This is a genomic window from Roseateles sp. P5_D6, assembly GCF_054049415.1.
The window spans coordinates 1-18,899 of sequence record NZ_JBFUMK010000028.1 but is presented as its reverse complement, the minus strand read 5'-3'; the positions used below and the strand labels follow the sequence as shown (position 1 = coordinate 18,899).

Below are 18,899 nucleotides of genomic sequence, written 5' to 3'. Positions count from 1 at the left end.
GATGACTCAGACAACGGAATGGCTCAAGGTCGAAAGTATCGAACTTGAGGCGCAGGGCGTGGCGCACAACGCCGAGGGCAAGGTGGTCTTCATCGACGGTGCCTTGCCGGGTGAGATCGTGAAGGCGCAGATCTCGCGCCGCAAGAACAACTGGGAGCAAGGCCAGCTCACCGAAATCAAGAAGGAAAGCTCGCTGCGCGTGACGCCGGGTTGCCCTCATTTCGGCCTGCACGCCGGCGCCTGCGGCGGCTGCAAGATGCAGCATCTGCAGGCCGGCGCCCAGGTGGCGGTGAAACAGCGCGTGGTGGAGGACCAGCTCTGGCATCTCGGCAAGGTCAAGGCCGAGGTGCTGCTGCGGCCCATCGAGGGCCCGACCTGGGGCTATCGCTACCGCGCGCGATTCTCGGTGCGCTATGTGCAGAAGAAGGGCGTCGTGCTGATCGGCTTTCACGAGCGCAAGAGCCGCTATGTGGCCGACATGCAGGTCTGCAAGGTCGTGCCCAAGGTCGTCAGCGACCTGCTGATGCCGATGCGCGAGCTGATCATGGCGATGGCCGAGCGCGACCGCCTACCCCAGATCGAACTGGCCATGGGCGACGAGGTCATTGCGCTGGTGCTGCGCCACCTGAACCCGCTGCCGGACGGCGACATCGCGCTGCTGCGCGAGTTCGCCGCCAAACACGGCGTGCAGTGGTGGCTGCAGCCCAAAGGGCCGGACACGGTCAAGTTGCTCGACGAAGGCGGGCCGCAACTGGCCTACCGCCTGCCCGAGTTCGGCGTGACCATGCCGTTCAAGCCGACCGACTTCACGCAAGTCAACCCGCACATCAACGCCACCCTGGTCGGCCGTGCGCTGCGCCTGCTGGCTGTCGAGCCGGATGACCGGGTCATCGACTGGTTCTGCGGCCTGGGCAATTTCACGCTGCCGCTGGCCACCAAGGCGCGCGAGGTGCTGGGCATCGAGGGCAGCGAGACCCTGGTGCAGCGCTCGCGCGAGAACGCGGCGCTGAACGGCCTGGCGCACAAGGCGAGCTTCGTTGCGCGCAACCTGTTCGAGATGACGCCTGAACTGCTGGCATTGGATGGTGCAGCGGACCGCTGGCTCATCGACCCGCCGCGCGAAGGCGCCTTTGCGCTGGCCAAGGCGGTGGCGGACATCGCCCAGGACCCGTCGCTGGCGCCGGGCTGGATGGCACCGAAGCGCATCGTCTACGTCAGCTGCAACCCGGCAACGCTGGCGCGCGATGCCGGCTTGCTCGTCAATGTGGCGGGCTATCGCTGCACGGCGGCCAGCGCGGTCAACATGTTCCCGCACACGGCGCACGTCGAAAGTCTGGCGGTCTTTGACCGACAGACTTCGGCGTAGGCTCATGTCGCCTGCAACGTGAGCCGCAGCCAAAGCATTGCGGTCTTCGACCGCGGTGCTTCAGAGTAGGCTCATATCGCTTCAGCGACGTGATGCCGGAACTAAAGCATTGCGGTCTTCGACCGCTGAGGTGAATCCTCTTTCAACAAATCCCGGTCGGCCCGTTGCGGCGACCGGGATTTTTGCTTTCGAGCCTACGTGTTAGTCCGGAGCCGGGGCCGGTGTGAAGTAGACAAAATGAATAAACAACATTGTTTAGTTGTTTGCTGAGCCTGGGACCACCCGGCCAGCACCATGACCACAGGAGACAAGTCGGCATGCCCATTCGAAATCTGTTGCCCCGAGTCCTGGGCACTGCCTGCCTGGCCCTCGGGCTCGCGTCGGCCGCGCTTGCGCAAACCACCCTGGCCCTGCCGCAACCGGCCCTCAAACGCGGCGTGAACGCGCTGGGCTATGACCCGCTCTGGAGCGAGCCGGCCAAGGCGCGCTTCCAGCTGCGCCATATGCAGGCCATCCGCGACGGTGGCTTCGACCATGTGCGCCTGAACTTGCATGCCTTCGAGCACATGGACGCCGAAGGCCGCTTGTCGACGGCTTGGCTGAAGACGCTGGACGAGATGACAGCCGCGGCGCTGAGCGCGGGCCTGCAGGTCATCCTGGACCAGCACAACTTCAACGACTGCGCCAAGGAGATCGACAAGTGCCGGACGCGACTCAAGGCCTTCTGGCGCCAAATCGCCCCGCGCTACAAGGACGCGCCCGACGCGGTGCTGTTCGAGATCCTGAACGAGCCCAACGGCGCGGCCGACGCGGTATGGAACGACATGCTGGCCGAGAACCTGGCCATCATCCGCGAGACCAACCCGAAGCGCCGCGTCGTCGTCGGGCCGAAGTTCTGGAACTCGCTGGATCAGCTCGACACCCTGAAGCTGCCCGAGTCCGACCGCAACCTGGTCGTGACCTTCCATTACTACACGCCCATGGAGTTCACCCACCAGGGCGCGTCATGGACGCCGCAGTTCCAGAAGCTGTCCGGCGTGACCTGGGGCACGGCCGCCGAGCTGGACAAGCTCAAGCAGGACTTTGACCGCGTCAAGGCCTGGAGCCAGCGCACCGGCCGGCCGATTCTGCTGGGCGAGTTCGGTGCCCTGGAGACGGCGGGCATGGCGCAGCGCGTGGCCTGGACTGCGGCGGTCGCCCGAGCTGCCGAGGCGCGCAGCTTCGGTTGGAGTTATTGGCAGTTCGACTCAGACTTCGTCGTCTGGGACATGCAGGCAGACGGCTGGGTCCGACCCATTCTGGGTGCCCTCGTGCCGGCACCCGGCGCGTCGACACCCCAGGTGGCGCGCGGCGGTGACCCCGCGTTGGATCACCTGATCAATTCAGCCAAGGTCAGTGCCTGGTCGGTCTATGGCGAGGGCCAATCCACACAGCAGGTGGCTTGCGAGGCCTCGGGCAAGACCTGCCTGCGCGTCGACCTGCAGGGCAAGCGCGCCAACGTCTGGGACAACGGCGTGATCACGCCCATCACCGGCGAGATCCGCAAGGGCGACAAGCTGCAGGTGCTCATGTGGATGCGGCTGGATACGGACGACGCCAAGGCCAAGGTCAGCGTGCCCATCTCGCTGCAACTGAATGCAGCGCCCTACACGGCCCTGCTGTCCAGTGTGGCCACGCTGACCAACAAGCTGGAGCCCGTGGTGCTGAACGGCACAGTCCAAGAAAACCAAGCTGCAGGCACGGTGATGCTGTCGGCGCACGTCGGGCAGGTGGGCCAGCCGATCATTGTGAGCGCACCCTTTGTGTTGAAGAACTTCAAGCCGGGCGCCCAATAAAAAAGGAGCCGCGTCAGCAGGCTCCTTCATCAGGCGGCCGCCGTGGAACCGGCTTTGCCGGGCCACTGGCGGCTGCCAAGGCCTGAGGCCTTGTCCTTCGCCAGGCACAAACAGTCCTCAGGACTGTTTCTGTCCGGGCTCAGCCCCCTTGAGGGGGAGGCGCAAAGCGCCTCCGGGGGTGAGTCAATCAGTCGCGCTCGCCGCCGAAGATGCCGAGCAGCGACAGCAGGCTCTGGAACACGTTGTAGAGGTCCAGGTAGATGGCCAGCGTGGCGGAGATGTAGTTGGTCTCGCCGCCGTCAATGACGCGCTTGATGTCATACAGCAGGAAGGCCGAGAACACGCCCAGCATCAGCACCAGGATGGTCAGCATCAGCGCTGACGACTGCAGGAAGATGTTGGCGATGCCGGCGACCATCAGCACGATCGCGCCAACGACCAGGAATTTGCCCATGGACGACAGGTCGCGCTTGATGATGGTGGACAGGCTGGCCATCGCGAAGAAGATCGCTGCCGTGCCGCCGAAGGCCGTCATGATCAAGCTGGAACCGTTGCGGTAGCCCAGCACCTGTGCAATCAGCCGCGACAGCATCAGGCCCATGAAGAAGGTGAAGCCCAGCAGGGCTGCGACGCCCATGCTGCTGTTCTTGGTCTTTTCGACGACGAACATCAGGCCGAAGGCGCCGATGAAGAAGACCAGCGTGCTGATGCCGAAGCCCATCTTGGCCATGAAGCCGGTGGATACGCCGATCCAGGCACCCAGCACCGTAGGCACCAGCGACAGGGCGAGCAGCCAATAGGTGTTGCGCAGTACGCGCTGCCGGTCAACAGCCAGGCCGTTGCCGGCATAGCCGTAAGAGGTTTGCAGACTGTCGTTCATGACGATGCTCCGGAGGCAAAAGGACCGAGGGAATTCTAGGCTCCCGCTGGGCCGCTACATTGGGGTCTATCCCCCGGAAAGCAAGACCATGAAACAGCAATCTCAACTCGAACTCGCAGACGTCAAGCGCATCGCCGCCGCAGCGGAGGCCCATGCAGTCAGCAAGGGCTGGGCGGTGTCCATCGCCATCGTCGACGCCGGCGGCCACCTGCTGTGGCTGCAGCGCCTGGATGGCGCCGCGCCCAGCTCGGCGATGTTTGCGCCGGCCAAGGCGCACACGTCGGCCTTGGGCCGGCGCGAATCCAAGATTTACGAGGACATGATCAACGGCGGGCGGCAGTCCTTCCTCAGCGTGCCCGGCATGCACGGCCTGCTGGAGGGCGGCGTGCCCATCCTCGTTGACGGGCAGTGCGTGGGCGCCGTCGGCGTCAGCGGTGTGAAGTCCAGCGAGGATGCCGAGATCGCCAAGGCTGGTATTTCGGCACTCTGAAGCGGCACTTCGAGGCGCCACGAAGCCGTCGCAAGGCGGTCGCGAAGCCTCCGTACTAACCCCAGTCGGCTATACTCGATGGGTTTACCTGAACCCACTTGCTGCCCGGCGAAAACCTTGTTGGTTTCCTCAAATTGACCCGTCTTCGGCCGGGTTGATGCTGGGCACGCGCCCCATTTGCGGAGACCCTTGTGCTGACCGACCTGCTTCATCCCCCTCAAGCAATTCTGGCTCTGGCGGATGGGACGGTGTTCCGAGGCCAATCCATCGGCGCAACGGGCCAGACGGTCGGCGAAGTGGTGTTCAACACCGCGCTGTCCGGCTACCAGGAAATCCTCACCGACCCGAGCTACTGCAAGCAGATCGTCACGCTGACGTATCCGCACATCGGCAGCTACGGCGTCAGCGATGAAGACGTCGAGGCCGCCAAGGTGCATGCCGCCGGCCTCGTCATCAAGGACCTGCCGCTGCGCGCCTCCAACTTCCGCTCGGGCCGCACGCTTGACCAGTACCTGCGCGACGAAGGTACCGTGGCCATTGCCGGCCTTGACACCCGCCGCCTGACCCGCGTGCTGCGCACCAACGGCGCACAGAACGGCTGCATCCTGGCGTTGGCTGCCGGCGAAGCGCTGACGCAAGCGCATATCGACTCCGCGGTGGCCGCCGCCAAGGCCGCACCGTCGATGTCCGGCCTGGACCTGGCCAAGGTCGTCAGCCGCACCGAGAACGAAACCTGGACGCAGACCGAGTGGAAGCTCGGCAGCGGCTACGGCACGCAGACCGCACCGAAGTTTCACGTCGTCGCCTACGACTTCGGCGTCAAGCTCAACATCCTGCGCATGCTGGCCGAGCGCGGCTGCAAGGTCACCGTCGTGCCGGCTCAGACGCCCGCCAGCGCCGTATTCGACCTGGAGCCGGACGGCGTCTTCCTGTCCAACGGCCCTGGCGACCCGGAGCCTTGCGACTACGCGATCAAGGCCACGGCGCAGCTGATCGAATCCGGCATCCCCGTCTTCGGCATCTGCCTGGGCCACCAGATCCTGGCGCTGGCCAGCGGTGCCAAGACCTTCAAGATGAAGTTCGGCCACCACGGCGCCAACCACCCGGTCAAGGACCTGGACAGCGGCCGCGTCGGCATCACCAGCCAGAACCACGGTTTCGCGGTCGACCCCGACACGCTGCCGGCCAATCTGCGCGCCACGCACGTGAGCCTGTTCGATGGCACGCTGCAGGGCATTGCCCGCACCGACAAGCCGGCTTTCAGCTTCCAGGGCCACCCGGAAGCCAGCCCCGGCCCGCACGATATTGCCTACCTGTTCGACCGGTTCCTGTCCCTGATGAACAAGTCCTGAAGGAGGGCCTGCAAATGTTCGGCATCACCGATCTCGGCACCTTCCTCGCGGCGGCGATCTTCATCATCCTGCTGCCCGGGCCCAATTCGATCTATGTGCTGTCCGTTGCGGCGCAGCGCGGCGTTCGCACCGGCTACGGCGCGGCCTGTGGCGTGTTCGTCGGCGACACGCTGCTGATGACGGCGGCTGCTGCCGGTGGCGCGTCGCTGTTGATGGCCAGCCCGCAGATCTTCTTCGTCGTGAAGATGGTCGGCGCGGTCTACCTGGGCTGGATCGGCATCCAGTTGCTGCGCGGTGCGCTGAGTACCTGGCGCGGTGAGGCCAAGGCCGCCGAGGCACCGCGCCTCGTCGACGCGAGCCAGCCGTTCAAGAAGGCCCTGGTCGTCAGCCTGCTGAACCCCAAGGCCATCGCCTTCCTGCTGTCCTTCTTCATCCAGTTCGTCGACCCGGCCTATCCGCATCCGGCGCTGACCTTCCTGATCCTGGGTTCCATCATCCAGGTGCTGAGTTTCATCTATCTCTCGACGCTGATCTTTGCCGGCGCCCGCCTGGCCGCCGCCTTCCGCGCGCGCCGCCGGCTGTCCAGCACTGCCAACGCCAGCGTCGGCGCACTTTTCGTTGGGTTCGGGGCCAAGCTGGCCACGGCCACTCTCTAAGCAGACCGCCATGCCGAAACGTACAGACCTAAAAACCATCCTCATCATCGGCGCSGGTCCSATCATCATYGGCCAGGCYTGCGAGTTCGACTACTCCGGCGCCCAGGCCTGCAAGGCGCTGCGCGAGGAGGGCTACAAGGTCGTCCTGGTGAACAGCAACCCGGCCACGATCATGACGGACCCGGACACGGCGGACGTCACCTACATCGAGCCCATCACCTGGCAGGTGGTCGAGAAGATCATCGCCAAGGAGCGGCCGGATGCCGTGCTGCCGACGATGGGCGGCCAGACCGCGCTGAACTGCGCGCTGGACCTGCACAAGCACGGCGTGCTGGCCAAGTACAACGTCGAGATGATCGGCGCCAACGAGCATGCCATCGAGAAGGCCGAGGACCGCCTCAAGTTCAAGGACGCGATGACCAAGATCGGCCTGGGCTCGGCCCGGTCCGGCATCGCGCACTCGCTGGAAGAAGCCTGGGCCGTGCAGAAGCGCATCCACGCCGAGATCGGTGGCGCGGGTTTCCCGATGGTCATCCGCCCCAGCTTCACGCTCGGCGGCTCGGGCGGCGGCATCGCCTACAACCCGGAAGAGTTCGAGACCATCTGCAAGCGTGGCCTGGACCTCTCGCCGACCAACGAACTGCTCATCGAAGAGAGCCTGATCGGCTGGAAGGAGTACGAGATGGAGGTCGTCCGCGACAAGGCGGACAACTGCATCATCGTCTGCTCCATCGAGAACCTCGACCCGATGGGCATCCACACCGGCGACTCCATCACCGTGGCGCCGAGCCAGACGCTGTCGGACAAGGAATACCAGCTGCTGCGCAACGCCAGCATCGCCATCCTGCGCGAGATTGGCGTGGACACCGGCGGCTCCAACGTGCAGTTCTCCATCAACCCGAAGGACGGCCGCATGGTCGTCATCGAGATGAACCCGCGCGTGTCGCGCTCCTCGGCGCTGGCCTCCAAGGCAACGGGTTTCCCCATCGCCAAGATCGCCGCCAAGCTGGCAGTCGGCTACACGCTGGACGAGCTGAAAAACGACATCACCGGCGGCATCACGCCGGCGTCGTTCGAGCCCAGCATCGATTACGTCGTCACCAAGATCCCGCGCTTCGCCTTCGAAAAGTTCCCGATGGCCGACTCGCGGCTGACGACGCAGATGAAGTCCGTCGGCGAAGTGATGGCCATGGGCCGAACCTTCCAGGAATCCTTCCAGAAGGCGCTGCGCGGCCTGGAGACCGGCATCGACGGCCTGACCGAGCGCTCGGCCGATCGTGAAGAGATCGTGCAGGAGATCGGCGAAGCCGGCCCCGAGCGCATCCTGTTCTTGGCCGACGCCTTCCGCATCGGCATGACGCTGGACGAGATCTATGAAGAGACTGCGGTGGACCCGTGGTTCCTCGCGCAGATCGAGCAACTCGTGCAGATCGAAGGCGAGCTGAAGGGCCGGGCGATCGAGTCCATCACAGAGGCAGAGCTGCGCCTGCTCAAGAGCAAGGGCTTCTCGGACAAGCGCCTGGCCAAACTGCTGGGCACGCACCAGCACGCCGTGCGCGAGCGCCGCCATGCGCTGAACGTGCGCCCCGTCTACAAGCGCGTGGACACCTGCGCGGCCGAGTTCGCGACGCAGACGGCGTACATGTACTCGACCTACGAGGGCGCGGATGCCGAGTGCGAAGCCAACCCGACGGACAAGAAGAAGATCATGGTGCTGGGCGGTGGCCCGAACCGCATCGGCCAGGGCATCGAGTTCGACTACTGCTGCGTGCATGCCGCGCTCGCGATGCGCGAGGACGGCTACGAGACCATCATGGTCAACTGCAATCCCGAGACCGTCTCGACCGACTACGACACGTCGGATCGCCTCTATTTCGAGTCGGTCACGCTGGAAGACGTGCTGGAGATCGTCGACAAGGAAAAGCCGGTCGGCGTCATCGTGCAGTACGGCGGCCAGACGCCGCTGAAGCTCGCACTTGATCTGGAGCGTGCCGGCGTGCCCATCATTGGCACGACGCCCGATTCCATCGACATCGCCGAGGATCGCGAGCGCTTCCAGAAGCTGCTGCACGAGCTGGGCCTGCGCCAGCCACCCAACCGCACTGCACGCAATGAAGATCAGGCCGTGGCGCTGGCCAACGAGATCGGCTACCCGCTGGTCGTGCGCCCGAGCTATGTGCTGGGCGGCCGTGCGATGGAGATCGTGCACGGCGACAAGGACCTGGAGCGCTATATGCGCGAAGCCGTGCGCGTGTCCGAGAAGTCGCCCGTGCTGCTGGACCGCTTCCTGGAAGACGCCGTCGAGGTCGACGTCGATTGCATCGCCGACGCTGCGGGCGACGTGATGATCGGCGGCATCATGGAGCACATCGAGGCGGCCGGCATCCACAGCGGCGACTCGGCCTGCTCGTTGCCGCCCTACACACTGGCGGCCGACCTGCAGGACGAGCTGCGCCGCCAGACGGCCGCGATGGCCAAGGCGCTCAAGGTCATCGGCCTGATGAATGTGCAGTTCGCCATTCAGGGCGACGTGACTGCCGGTCTCGCGGCCTGCACGGTCTACGTGCTGGAAGTGAATCCGCGTGCCTCGCGTACCGTGCCCTATGTGTCCAAGGCCACCGGTCAGCAGCTCGCCAAGATCGCCGCGCGCTGCATGGCGGGCCAGAAGCTGGTCGACCAGCGCGACCGCAAGGGCCGCGTGCCGGCCGAAGTGATCCCGCCTTACTTCAGCGTCAAGGAAGCCGTCTTCCCGTTCAACAAGTTCCCGGGTGTGGACCCCATCCTCAGCCCCGAGATGCGTTCGACCGGCGAAGTGATGGGCGCAGCCAGGACTTTCGGCGAGGCGATGCTGAAGAGCCAGATCGGCGCCGGCTCGCGCCTGCCGCGCCAGGGCAATGTGCTGATCACGGTCAAGAACAGCGACAAGGCCCGCGCCATCGCCATCGCCAAGGATTTGCATGCGCTGGGCTTCGGCATCGTCGCGACGCGCGGCACGGCGGCTGCGATCACCGAGGCCGGCGTGCCGGTCAAGCTGATCAACAAGATCAAGGACGGCCGCCCTCACATCGTCGACGCGCTCAAGGGCGGCGACATCCAGCTCGTCTTCACGACGGTGGACGAGACCCGCACGGCGATCGCTGACAGCCGCTACATCCGCCAGGCAGCTCTGGCCAACCGCGTGACCTATTACACGACCATGGCCGGTTGTGAAGCCGCGGTCGAAGGCATGAAACACCGTGATGGTCTGACCGTGCAATCCCTGCAGGAACTGCACGCCGAGCTGGCTTAAACTACAGCCCATCGATTCCGCCGCAGCAGCCCGACCGGGCCGCAGCGGCGGAACTCTTTTTGCCCATTGAGTTTTTGCCATGACGACCATTCCCCTGACCAAGCGCGGCGCCGAGTCGCTCAAAGCCGAGCTGCACCGACTCAAGACCGTCGAACGTCATGCCGTCGTCCAGGCAATTGCCGAAGCGCGCGCCCAGGGTGACCTGAGCGAGAACGCCGAGTACGACGCAGCCAAGGACAAGCAGGGCTTCATCGAAGGCCGCATCCTCGAGATCGAAGGCAAACTCGCGGCGGCGCAGATCATCGATCCCTCGACGCTGGACGCTGGCGGTCGCGTGGTGTTCGGCGCAACGGTGGACCTGGAAGAAGAAGCCAGCGGCACCGAAGTGACCTACCAGATCACGGGTGACGACGAGGCCGACATCAAGCATGGCCGCATCTCGGTCGGCTCGCCGATCGCCCGCGCCCTGATCGGCAAGGAGGCCGGTGACGTCGCCGAAGTGCAGGCCCCCGGCGGCATCAAGCGCTACGAAATCGTCGAAGTGCGCTACGAGTGATGTTCGCTCGGCTCCAAGCCCTGCTGGCCGCCCTCTGGGGCGGCTTTTTGCTGTGTGTGGCCTTCGCGGCGACGCCCAGTGCCTTCGCGGTGTTGGAGCGCGCCCAGGCCGGTGCTTTCGTCGCACGCGTGTTTGCGATCGAGGCGCAGGTCAGCCTGGCGTTGGGGCTGGTGCTGATGATGATCGAGCGACGCATCGCCCGTGACACCTTGGAGGGCGGGGGCGTCAGCCAACAGTTTTCAGCCCGGCTCTTGCTGCCGGTCGTGGCCCTGTTCTGCACGATTGCCGGCTACTACGGCCTGCAACCGCTGATGGCAGACGCGAAGGCCGGCGCCGGGGTCGCATCCTTCGCGGCGCTGCATGGTGCTTCGCTCGCGTTCTTCGGCGTGAAGGGCCTGGCGGTGCTGGCCCTGGCGTGGATCAGTCCGCGACGTTCTTCTTGACGCTGGTCATGCGGCGCTTGGCGCGCTTGAGTTCGCCACCCTGGGCGACGCGCTGGTTGCCCAACACCTTGAGTTTGGTGACCTGGGGCCGACCATTGCCGCTCTTGGAGAATTTGACGATCTTGACCACGCGCGGGCCGGGTCGGGCGTCGGTGCGCTCGGCGGCTGCCTTCTCCGGAATCGGCCGCCACAGCACCAGCAGCTTGCCGATGTGCTGGATGGGCGCGGCGTTCAGCTCGTCGCAGAGCTGGGCGAACATGGCTTCGCGCGCAGCGCGGTCGTCGCCCAGCACCCGCACCTTGATCAGGCCATGAGCCTTCAGCGCCAGGTCCACTTCCTTCACGACGGCGGGGGTCAGGCCATCGCCGCCGATCATCACGACCGGGTCGAGATGGTGGGCGTCGGAGCGTTTGTCCTTGCGCTGGGCAGGGGTCAGGATGATTTGAGGCATCCCCGTATTATCCCGTAGGCATGAAAACTCAAACCAAAAGCAAGAAGCTCAACAAGGCGTGGTTGAACAACCATGTCTCGGATCCCTATGTGCAGCAGGCGCAGAAGGACGGCTACCGCTCGCGCGCGGCCTACAAGCTCAAGGAAATCGACGAGGAACTGAAGCTGATCCGCCCGGGCCAGATCGTCGTCGACCTGGGCGCCACGCCCGGTGCCTGGAGCCAATATCTGCGCCGCCGGTTCGCGCCCACGGAGGCGGGGCGGGGCGGGGCGGCGGTGGGGCAGCTCAACGGCAGCATCATTGCGCTGGACGTGCTGGAGTTCGAACCCATCGAGGGCGTGCAGTTCATTCAGGGCGATTTTCAGGAGGACGCGGTGCTGGCAGAGCTGGAGGCGGCTCTGGCCGGCCGGCCGGTGGACGTCGTCGTGTCGGACATGGCGCCCAATATGTCGGGTATTGCGTCCACCGATGCCGCCCGCATCTCCGGCCTGGTCGAGCTGGCCGTCGATTTCGCCAGCAGCCACCTCAAGCCCGAGGGCGCGCTGGTGGCCAAGGTCTTCCATGGCAGCGGCTACGACGAGCTCGTGAACCTCTTCAAAACACATTTCAAAGTCTTCAAGGTCGTGAAGCCCAAAGCCTCCCGCATCCGCTCTTCCGAGACATTCTTGGTGGGCATGGGACTGAAAAACCGCTGATTACAGGGGTAGGCCCCTTGCCGCCCCTAAAATCGCCCCCACTGTCCTGAAACCCGCGCTGGGCCATCAGGGCCAAGGAGTCGCAGTGAACAATCAATGGTTTTCGAAGTTCGCCGTCTGGATCGTGATCGCGCTGGTGCTGTTCACGGTCGTCAAGCAGTTCGGCGGCACCACGGCACCCGGTAAGCAGGTGACCTATTCCGAGTTCCTGGATCTCGTCCAGGCGCGCCGGATCAAATCCGCGACGCTGCCCGACGGCATCACCGGTGACATCTACGCCGAAGACACCGAAGGCAACAAGCTGCGCACGCTGGCCACCTACCAGGATCGCGGCCTGGTCGGCGACCTGCGCAGCAACGGCGTCAAGTTCGACATCAAGCCGCGTGAAGAGCAGAGCTTCCTGGTCAGCATGCTGATCAACTGGACGCCGATGCTGCTGCTGATCGGTGTCTGGGTCTACTTCATGCGCCAGATGCAGGGTGGCGGCAAGGGCGGGGCATTCAGCTTCGGCAAATCCAAGGCCCGCATGCTGGACGAGGCCAACAACACCGTCACCTTCGCCGACGTCGCTGGTTGCGATGAAGCCAAGGAAGAGGTCAAGGARCTGGTCGACTTCCTGAAGGAYCCGCAGAARTTCCAGAAGCTCGGCGGSCGTATYCCGCGYGGTGTGTTGCTTGTCGGCCCTCCGGGTACCGGCAAGACGCTGCTSGCCAAGKCSATCGCCGGTGAAGCCAAAGTGCCCTTCTTCACGATCTCGGGCTCCGACTTCGTCGAGATGTTCGTCGGCGTTGGCGCGGCCCGCGTGCGAGACATGTTCGAGCAGGCCAAGAAGAGCGCGCCCTGCATCATCTTYATCGAYGAAATCGACGCCGTCGGCCGCCAKCGCGGCGCGGGCCTGGGCGGYGGCAATGAYGARCGCGAGCAGACSCTGAACCAGATGCTGGTCGAGATGGATGGCTTTGARACCAATCTCGGCGTSATCGTSATSGCCGCCACCAACCGACCCGACATCCTCGACCCCGCGCTGCTGCGCCCCGGCCGCTTCGACCGCCAGGTCTATGTSACGCTGCCGGAYATCCGCGGCCGCGAGCAGATCCTGAACGTGCACATGCGCAAGGTGCCTATCGGCCAGGACGTCAACGCGTCCATCCTCGCCCGCGGCACGCCTGGCATGAGCGGTGCCGACCTGGCCAACCTCGTCAACGAGGCTGCCCTGTTCGCCGCGCGCCGCAATGGTCGCCTGGTGGAAATGATCGACTTCGAGCGCGCCAAGGACAAGCTCTACATGGGCCCCGAGCGCAAGAGCATGGTCATGACCGAGGACGAGAAGCGCGCCACGGCGTACCACGAGTCTGGTCATGCCGTCGTCGCCGAGCTGCTGCCCGGCACAGACCCTGTTCACAAGGTCACCATCATGCCGCGCGGGCGCGCCCTGGGCGTGACCTGGCAGCTGCCTGAGCGTGACCAGCACAGCCTGTACTTCAAGCAGATGCTCAACAGCATCAGCATCATGTTCGGCGGCCGCATTGCCGAGGACCTGTTCGTCCACGACATCTCGACCGGTGCATCCAACGACTACGAACGCGCCACCCGCATGGCCCGCGACATGGTGACGCGCTATGGCATGAGCGAGGTGCTCGGCCCGATGGTCTATGCCGAGAACGAGGGCGAAGTCTTCCTCGGCCGCAGCATGACCAAGACGGCCAACATCAGCGAGAGCACGCAGCAGAAGGTCGACGGCGAGATCCGCCGCATCCTCGACCAGCAGTACGCCGTCGCGCAGAAGATCCTCGAGGACAACCGCGACAAGGTCGAGACCATGACCGAGGCGCTGATGAAGTGGGAAACCATCGACCGCGACCAGATCCTGGACATCATGGCCGGCCGCCCCCCACGCGCGCCTGACGACAAGCCGACCCCGAGCGGCCCGACCGGTGGTGGCACGCCGCCGGTCAGCACCGACGGCGCCCCCGCCGCGGCCTGATCCCCACCCCAACGACGGGCCCGGCTTCCACCGGGCCCGTTTTCCATTCCGAGCCGCCCATGCATTGGCAGACCCGCCGCTTCCGCCTTGATTTGAGCCATCCGCGCGTGATGGGCATCGTCAACGTGACGCCGGATTCCTTTTCCGACGGTGGCCGGCATGACGACACCCGGACCGCCATCGCGCACTGCGAGCGCCTGGTGGCAGAGGGCGCCGACATCCTGGACATCGGTGGCGAGTCCACCCGCCCCGGCGCGCCGCGCGTCGATGCCGGCAGCGAATGGGCGCGTATCGACAAGGTGCTGGCCGCGGCGGTCACGCTGGGCGTTCCCGTTTCGGTCGACACCTACAAGCCAGACGTGATGCGCCGCGCGCTGGATGCCGGTGCGGACATCATCAACGACGTGCAGGCGCTGCAACTGCCCGGCGCGCTGGCGGCTGTGGCCGGCAGCGGTGCGGGTGTCTGCCTGATGCACATGCGCGGCGAGCCGGCGTCGATGATGGAGCTGGCGGTCTACGGCGATGTGGTGGCCGAGGTCGGCGCCTTTCTCGCCCAACGCGCGCAAGCTGCGCGAGAGTCGGGCATCCCGGCTGATGCCGTCGCGCTGGATCCGGGCTACGGTTTTGCCAAGAGCGCCGAGCACAACCTCCAGCTGCTGGCCGGGCAGCAACGCCTGGCGGGGCTGGGCTATCCGCTGTTGGTGGGCTGGTCGCGCAAGCGCACTCTGGGCGACATCACCGGTCGGCCGGTGGACCAGCGCCTGCCGGCCAGCCTGGCCGCCGCGCTGCGGGCCGTCAGCGCAGGCGCGAACGTGATTCGTGTGCACGATGTCGCCGCCACCGTGGACGCGCTCAAGGTCTGGGCCGCGGTCGATGCGGCGACAATCCCTGCCACGAAATAAGAAGGAAGAGCTCGATGGCCCGCAAGTATTTTGGAACCGACGGCATTCGGGGCACGGTGGGCCAGGACCCGATCACGCCGGACTTCATGCTGCGCCTGGGCCATGCCGTCGGTCGCGTGCTGCGCAAGACGGACGAGCGGCCCACGGTGCTGATCGGCAAGGACACGCGCATCTCGGGCTACATGATCGAGTCCGCACTGGAGGCCGGCTTTGCCTCGGCCGGCGTGAATGTGCTGCTGACCGGCCCGCTGCCGACCCCGGGTGTGGCCTACCTGACGCGCGCACTGCGCCTGGATCTCGGCGTCGTCATCAGCGCCTCGCACAACCCGTTTGCCGACAACGGCATCAAGTTCTTCTCGGCCAAGGGCGAGAAGCTGCCCGATGCCTGGGAGCTGGCCGTCGAAGCCTCGCTGGAAGAGGCGCCGCAGTGGGTGGATTCGGCCAACCTCGGTCGTGCCAAGCGCCTGGAAGATGCGCGCGGCCGCTACATCGAGTTCTGCAAGAACAGTTTCGGCTCGGACCTGACGCTCAAGGGGCTGAAGATCGTCGTCGACGCGGCCCACGGCGCGGCCTATCACGTCGCGCCCGATGTCTTCCATGAGCTGGGCGCAGAGGTCATCTCGATCGGCTGCAAGCCCGACGGCTTCAACATCAATGCCGGCTTCGGCGCGACAGCGCCCGGGGCCCTTGTCGAGGCTGTCAAGGCCAACGGCGCCCATTACGGCGTGGCGCTGGACGGCGACGCCGACCGGCTGCAGMTSGTGGACGCCAACGGTCGCCTCTACAACGGTGACGAACTGCTCTACGTGATGGTGGCCGACCGCCTCGCCCAAGGGCTGCGCGTGCCGGGCGCCGTCGGTACGCTGATGACCAATATGGCCGTCGAGCTGGCGCTGCGTTCGCGCGACGTCGAGTTCGTGCGCGCCAAGGTCGGCGACCGCTATGTACTGGAAGAGTTGGCCGCGCGCGGCTGGCAGCTGGGCGGCGAGGGCTCTGGCCACCTGCTGGCGCTGGACAAGCACACCACGGGCGACGGCATCGTCAGCGCGCTGCTGGTGCTGCAGGCCGTCTGCCGCAGCGGACGCGGCCTGGCGGAGCAGTTGCAAGGCGTGGACCTGTTCCCGCAGACCTTGATCAACGTGCGCCTGGCTGCCGGCCAGGACTGGAAGAGCAGCACGCGCCTGGCCGAGGAGCAGGCGGCGGTGATGGCCGAGCTGGGCAACAAGGGTCGCATCCTGATCCGCGCCTCGGGCACCGAGCCTTTGCTGCGCGTCATGGTCGAGGCCTCGGATGCCACAGTGGCCCAGCGCTGTGCCCAGCGCCTTGTGGATGCTGTCTCGTCTTGAGTCGTCACGACTTGCAGCAGAAGAAGGGCCGCCCGAGGGCGGCCTTTGTTTTGGGTTACTTTTTCGGCGGCATCAGCACGCGGTCGACCACGTGGGCCACGCCATTGGTCGCGACGATGTCGGCCTGCTGCACGACGGCATCGTCCACCGTGACGAAGCTGCCAGCCTTGGCCAGGGCCAGCGTGGCGCCTTGGTGGGTCTTGGCGGTGCTCGGCTTCACATCGGCGGCCGCAACACGGCCATCGATGACGTGATAGCCCAGCACGGCCTTGAGCTGGGCCGGGTCAGCGGCCAGCGCTTCCATCGTCTTGGCCGGCACGGCCTTGAAGGCGTCGTCGCTGGGCGCGAAGACGGTCAGCGGACCGGCGGCACGCAGTTCGTCGGCGAGGCCGGCTTGGGCTACCAGGCGGTTGAAGGTGCTGAGCTGCGGGTCGCGGGCCAGCGTCTCGGCCAGCGGCGCCGGCGCGGGGGTGGTAGCGCAGGCGACCAGCCATGCGCTGGCGGTCAACGCGATCAGGGATGTGCGACGGGTCATTTCGGAAGCTCCGGTGTGGTCGGGAAACGATAGGCCGGCACTCTAGAGGCGCCATATGACGCTCGCGTGAATCGAAAATGACAGTGTCACAAAGCGGTTCAGGCGGCTTCCCAGCCGCGCTTTGACGCGCTCCAATGGCCGGATCGATGACTGGGCAGTCACTCAATCGTCACATTCGATCCCTAGGATGCCGGTCATCGTCAAACCCGCCCTGCGGAAGGTGTCTCAGATGAAATTTGTCCAGGTCAGCAAGTCGCTCGCGATCGTCGTGAGTTTGTTCGGTGCCCAGGCGGCCCTTGCCCAGGACGTGACCGGCGCCGGCGCCACCTTTCCGGCGCCCATCTATGCCAAGTGGGCCGATGCCTACAACAAGGCCAGCGGCGCCCGCATCAACTACCAGTCGGTCGGCTCGGGTGCCGGCATCCGCCAGATCAAGGCCAAGACGGTCGACTTCGGCGCTTCCGACATGCCGCTGAAGGACGAGGAACTGGCCAAGGACGGCCTGCTGCAATTCCCCATGGTCATTGGTGGCGTCGTTCCCGTCGTCAACATCAAGGGCATCGCCCCGGGCCAGATCAAACTGACCGGCGCCGTGCTGGCTGACATCTACCTCGGCAAAATCACCAAGTGGAACGACGCGGCCCTGACCGCGCTGAACCCAGGTGTCGCCCTGCCGGACGCCACCATCGCCCCCGTGGCGCGCGCCGACGGTTCGGGCACGACCTTCATCTTCACCAACTACCTGTCCAAGGTCAGCGAGGACTGGAAGAGCAAGGTCGGCGAAGGCACGACGGTCAAGTGGCTGGCCGGTACGGCCGGCAAGGGCAACGAGGGCGTCGCCGCTTTCGTGCAGCGCCTGCCCAACTCCATCGGCTACGTCGAGTACGCCTATGTGAAGCAGAACAAGATGACCTACGTCCAGCTGAAGAACAAGGACGGCCAGTGGGTCAACCCGAGCGACGACGCCTTCAAGGCCGCCGCGGCCGGCGCCGACTGGAACAAGACCTTCTATCAGATCACGACCGACCAACCGGGCAAGACTGCCTGGCCGCTGACCAACCCGACCTACATCCTGATGTTCAAGTCGCAGGACAAGGCGGCGCAGGCCGGTGCCGCGCTGAAGTTCTTCGAATGGGCCTATGGCAACGGCGACAAGATGGCCGACGACCTCGACTACGTGCCGCTGCCTGCCGCCGTGAAGGATCTGGTGCGCAAGCAGTGGGGCGAGATCAAGGACACGTCCGGCAAGGCGGTGGCCTACAAGTGATGCCCAGGCGCTGAACCTGGCCCGGCCTCGCCGGGCTTCGTTACATCAGGCGCCTTTTCTCTCTCAGACCTCAGGAGGTTCCTTGGCAGCCATCCTTCCAGCCGGCAACGCAGGCGCTGATCGAAGCGAACGTCGCTCGCATACTTCACCGATGGAACCCAAACCCCAGCGCCGCCGCGTCGCCCCCTGGGCTGACGCGCTGTTCGCGGCCCTGTCGCAGGGTGCAGCGTGGCTGACGCTGCTGTTGATGGTCGGCATCATCGGCTCCCTCATCATTGGTGCCACGCCGGCGCTCAAGGCCTTCGGCCTCGGCTTCCTGACCAGCGCGGAATGGGACCCGGTGCAGGAGAAGTTCGGCGGCCTGGTGATGATCTACGGCACGCTGGCGAGCTCCTTCATCGCGTTGGTGATCGCSGTGCCGGTSAGCTTCGGCATCGCSMTCTTCCTGACCGAGCTGTCGCCCAGCTGGTTGAAGCGCCCGCTGGGCAYCGCCATCGAGCTGCTSGCYGCCGTGCCSTCCATCGTCTACGGCATGTGGGGCCTGCTGGTGTTCGGCCCCATCCTGGCCACCTTCGTGCAGGCGCCCTTGCAGGCGATGCTCAACGGCGTGCCCTTTCTGGGTTCGCTGGTGTCAGGCCCGCCGGTGGGCATCGGCATCCTGTCGGCCGGCATCATCCTGGCGATCATGATCATCCCCTTCATCGCCTCGGTGATGCGCGACGTCTTCGAGGTCACGCCGCCGATGCTGAAGGAGTCCGCCTATGGCCTGGGCGCGACGACCTGGGAGGTCGTCTCCCGCGTCGTGCTGCCGTACACCAAGACCGGGGTCGTCGGCGGCGTCATGCTGGGTCT

The 18,899-nt window shown here is 65.5% G+C and carries 17 protein-coding genes; 14 read left to right on the top strand and 3 right to left on the bottom strand.

What is annotated here, in order from left to right; translation table 11 throughout:
- The first annotated feature begins 1 nt into the window (after position 1).
- Positions 2–1,366: a 23S rRNA (uracil(1939)-C(5))-methyltransferase RlmD gene (rlmD, locus tag ACXJKM_RS26965; protein ID WP_457356221.1), complete on the top strand. Its 1,365-nt coding sequence runs from the start codon at positions 2–4 to the stop codon at positions 1,364–1,366.
- Positions 1,367–1,683: 317 nt separating this feature from the next.
- A complete protein-coding gene (locus tag ACXJKM_RS26960) occupies positions 1,684–3,201 on the top strand; it encodes a glycoside hydrolase family 5 protein (RefSeq protein ID WP_457356220.1) in 1,518 nt (505 codons plus the stop codon).
- A gap of 187 nt (positions 3,202–3,388) precedes the next feature.
- Here the strand turns inward: ACXJKM_RS26960 and ACXJKM_RS26955 are convergent, their stop codons facing one another.
- Positions 3,389–4,081, bottom strand: a complete 693-nt coding sequence (locus tag ACXJKM_RS26955) for a Bax inhibitor-1/YccA family protein (protein ID WP_457356219.1) — start codon at positions 4,079–4,081, stop codon at positions 3,389–3,391.
- A gap of 88 nt (positions 4,082–4,169) precedes the next feature.
- On the opposite strand from ACXJKM_RS26955, the gene ACXJKM_RS26950 reads away from it, so the two are divergent.
- From ACXJKM_RS26950 to ACXJKM_RS26925, 6 genes are all read left to right on the top strand, one after another.
- Positions 4,170–4,571 (top strand): GlcG/HbpS family heme-binding protein, encoded by a 402-nt coding sequence (locus tag ACXJKM_RS26950; RefSeq protein ID WP_056195433.1) that lies wholly within the window; start codon positions 4,170–4,172, stop codon positions 4,569–4,571.
- A gap of 191 nt (positions 4,572–4,762) precedes the next feature.
- Entirely contained in the window at positions 4,763–5,923 is a 1,161-nt protein-coding gene (gene carA, locus ACXJKM_RS26945) for a glutamine-hydrolyzing carbamoyl-phosphate synthase small subunit (RefSeq protein ID WP_457356218.1), read from the top strand.
- A 14-nt stretch (positions 5,924–5,937) separates the two neighbouring features.
- Positions 5,938–6,579: a leucine efflux protein LeuE gene (gene leuE, locus ACXJKM_RS26940; protein ID WP_457356217.1), complete on the top strand. Its 642-nt coding sequence runs from the start codon at positions 5,938–5,940 to the stop codon at positions 6,577–6,579.
- 10 nt (positions 6,580–6,589) lie between these two features.
- Entirely contained in the window at positions 6,590–9,868 is a 3,279-nt protein-coding gene (gene carB / locus ACXJKM_RS26935) for a carbamoyl-phosphate synthase large subunit (RefSeq protein ID WP_457356216.1), read from the top strand.
- Between the two features lie 79 nt (positions 9,869–9,947).
- Complete coding sequence (gene greA / locus ACXJKM_RS26930; RefSeq protein WP_056195443.1) at positions 9,948–10,424, top strand: transcription elongation factor GreA; 477 nt, start codon at positions 9,948–9,950, stop codon at positions 10,422–10,424.
- Positions 10,424–10,867, top strand: coding sequence for a DUF4149 domain-containing protein (locus ACXJKM_RS26925; RefSeq protein WP_457356215.1), 444 nt, complete (start codon positions 10,424–10,426; stop codon positions 10,865–10,867). The genes greA and ACXJKM_RS26925 overlap by 1 nt, the downstream gene beginning before the upstream one ends.
- Here ACXJKM_RS26925 and ACXJKM_RS26920 read toward each other — a convergent pair.
- Positions 10,845–11,318, bottom strand: coding sequence for a YhbY family RNA-binding protein (locus ACXJKM_RS26920; protein ID WP_056195448.1), 474 nt, complete (start codon positions 11,316–11,318; stop codon positions 10,845–10,847). The genes ACXJKM_RS26925 and ACXJKM_RS26920 overlap by 23 nt on opposite strands.
- A gap of 20 nt (positions 11,319–11,338) precedes the next feature.
- Between ACXJKM_RS26920 and ACXJKM_RS26915 the strand changes: the two genes are divergently transcribed.
- From ACXJKM_RS26915 to glmM, 4 genes are all read left to right on the top strand, one after another.
- A complete protein-coding gene (locus ACXJKM_RS26915) occupies positions 11,339–12,013 on the top strand; it encodes an RlmE family RNA methyltransferase (protein WP_056195451.1) in 675 nt (224 codons plus the stop codon).
- Between the two features lie 85 nt (positions 12,014–12,098).
- Positions 12,099–13,997: an ATP-dependent zinc metalloprotease FtsH gene (gene ftsH / locus ACXJKM_RS26910; RefSeq protein WP_457356214.1), complete on the top strand. Its 1,899-nt coding sequence runs from the start codon at positions 12,099–12,101 to the stop codon at positions 13,995–13,997.
- A 59-nt stretch (positions 13,998–14,056) separates the two neighbouring features.
- The gene (gene folP, locus ACXJKM_RS26905) at positions 14,057–14,899 is read left to right on the top strand and encodes a dihydropteroate synthase (protein ID WP_457356213.1); all 843 of its coding nucleotides are present in this window, start codon (positions 14,057–14,059) and stop codon (positions 14,897–14,899) included.
- A gap of 14 nt (positions 14,900–14,913) precedes the next feature.
- Positions 14,914–16,245, top strand: a complete 1,332-nt coding sequence (glmM, locus tag ACXJKM_RS26900) for a phosphoglucosamine mutase (protein WP_457356212.1) — start codon at positions 14,914–14,916, stop codon at positions 16,243–16,245.
- 55 nt (positions 16,246–16,300) lie between these two features.
- On the opposite strand, the gene ACXJKM_RS26895 is transcribed toward glmM, so the two are convergent.
- A complete protein-coding gene (locus tag ACXJKM_RS26895) occupies positions 16,301–16,780 on the bottom strand; it encodes a fasciclin domain-containing protein (protein ID WP_457356211.1) in 480 nt (159 codons plus the stop codon).
- A gap of 229 nt (positions 16,781–17,009) precedes the next feature.
- On the opposite strand from ACXJKM_RS26895, the gene pstS reads away from it, so the two are divergent.
- Positions 17,010–18,047 (top strand): phosphate ABC transporter substrate-binding protein PstS, encoded by a 1,038-nt coding sequence (gene pstS, locus ACXJKM_RS26890; RefSeq protein WP_056197163.1) that lies wholly within the window; start codon positions 17,010–17,012, stop codon positions 18,045–18,047.
- Positions 18,048–18,198: 151 nt separating this feature from the next.
- The coding region (pstC, locus tag ACXJKM_RS26885) for a phosphate ABC transporter permease subunit PstC (protein ID WP_457356210.1) at positions 18,199–18,899 on the top strand (701 nt) is incomplete at its 3' end.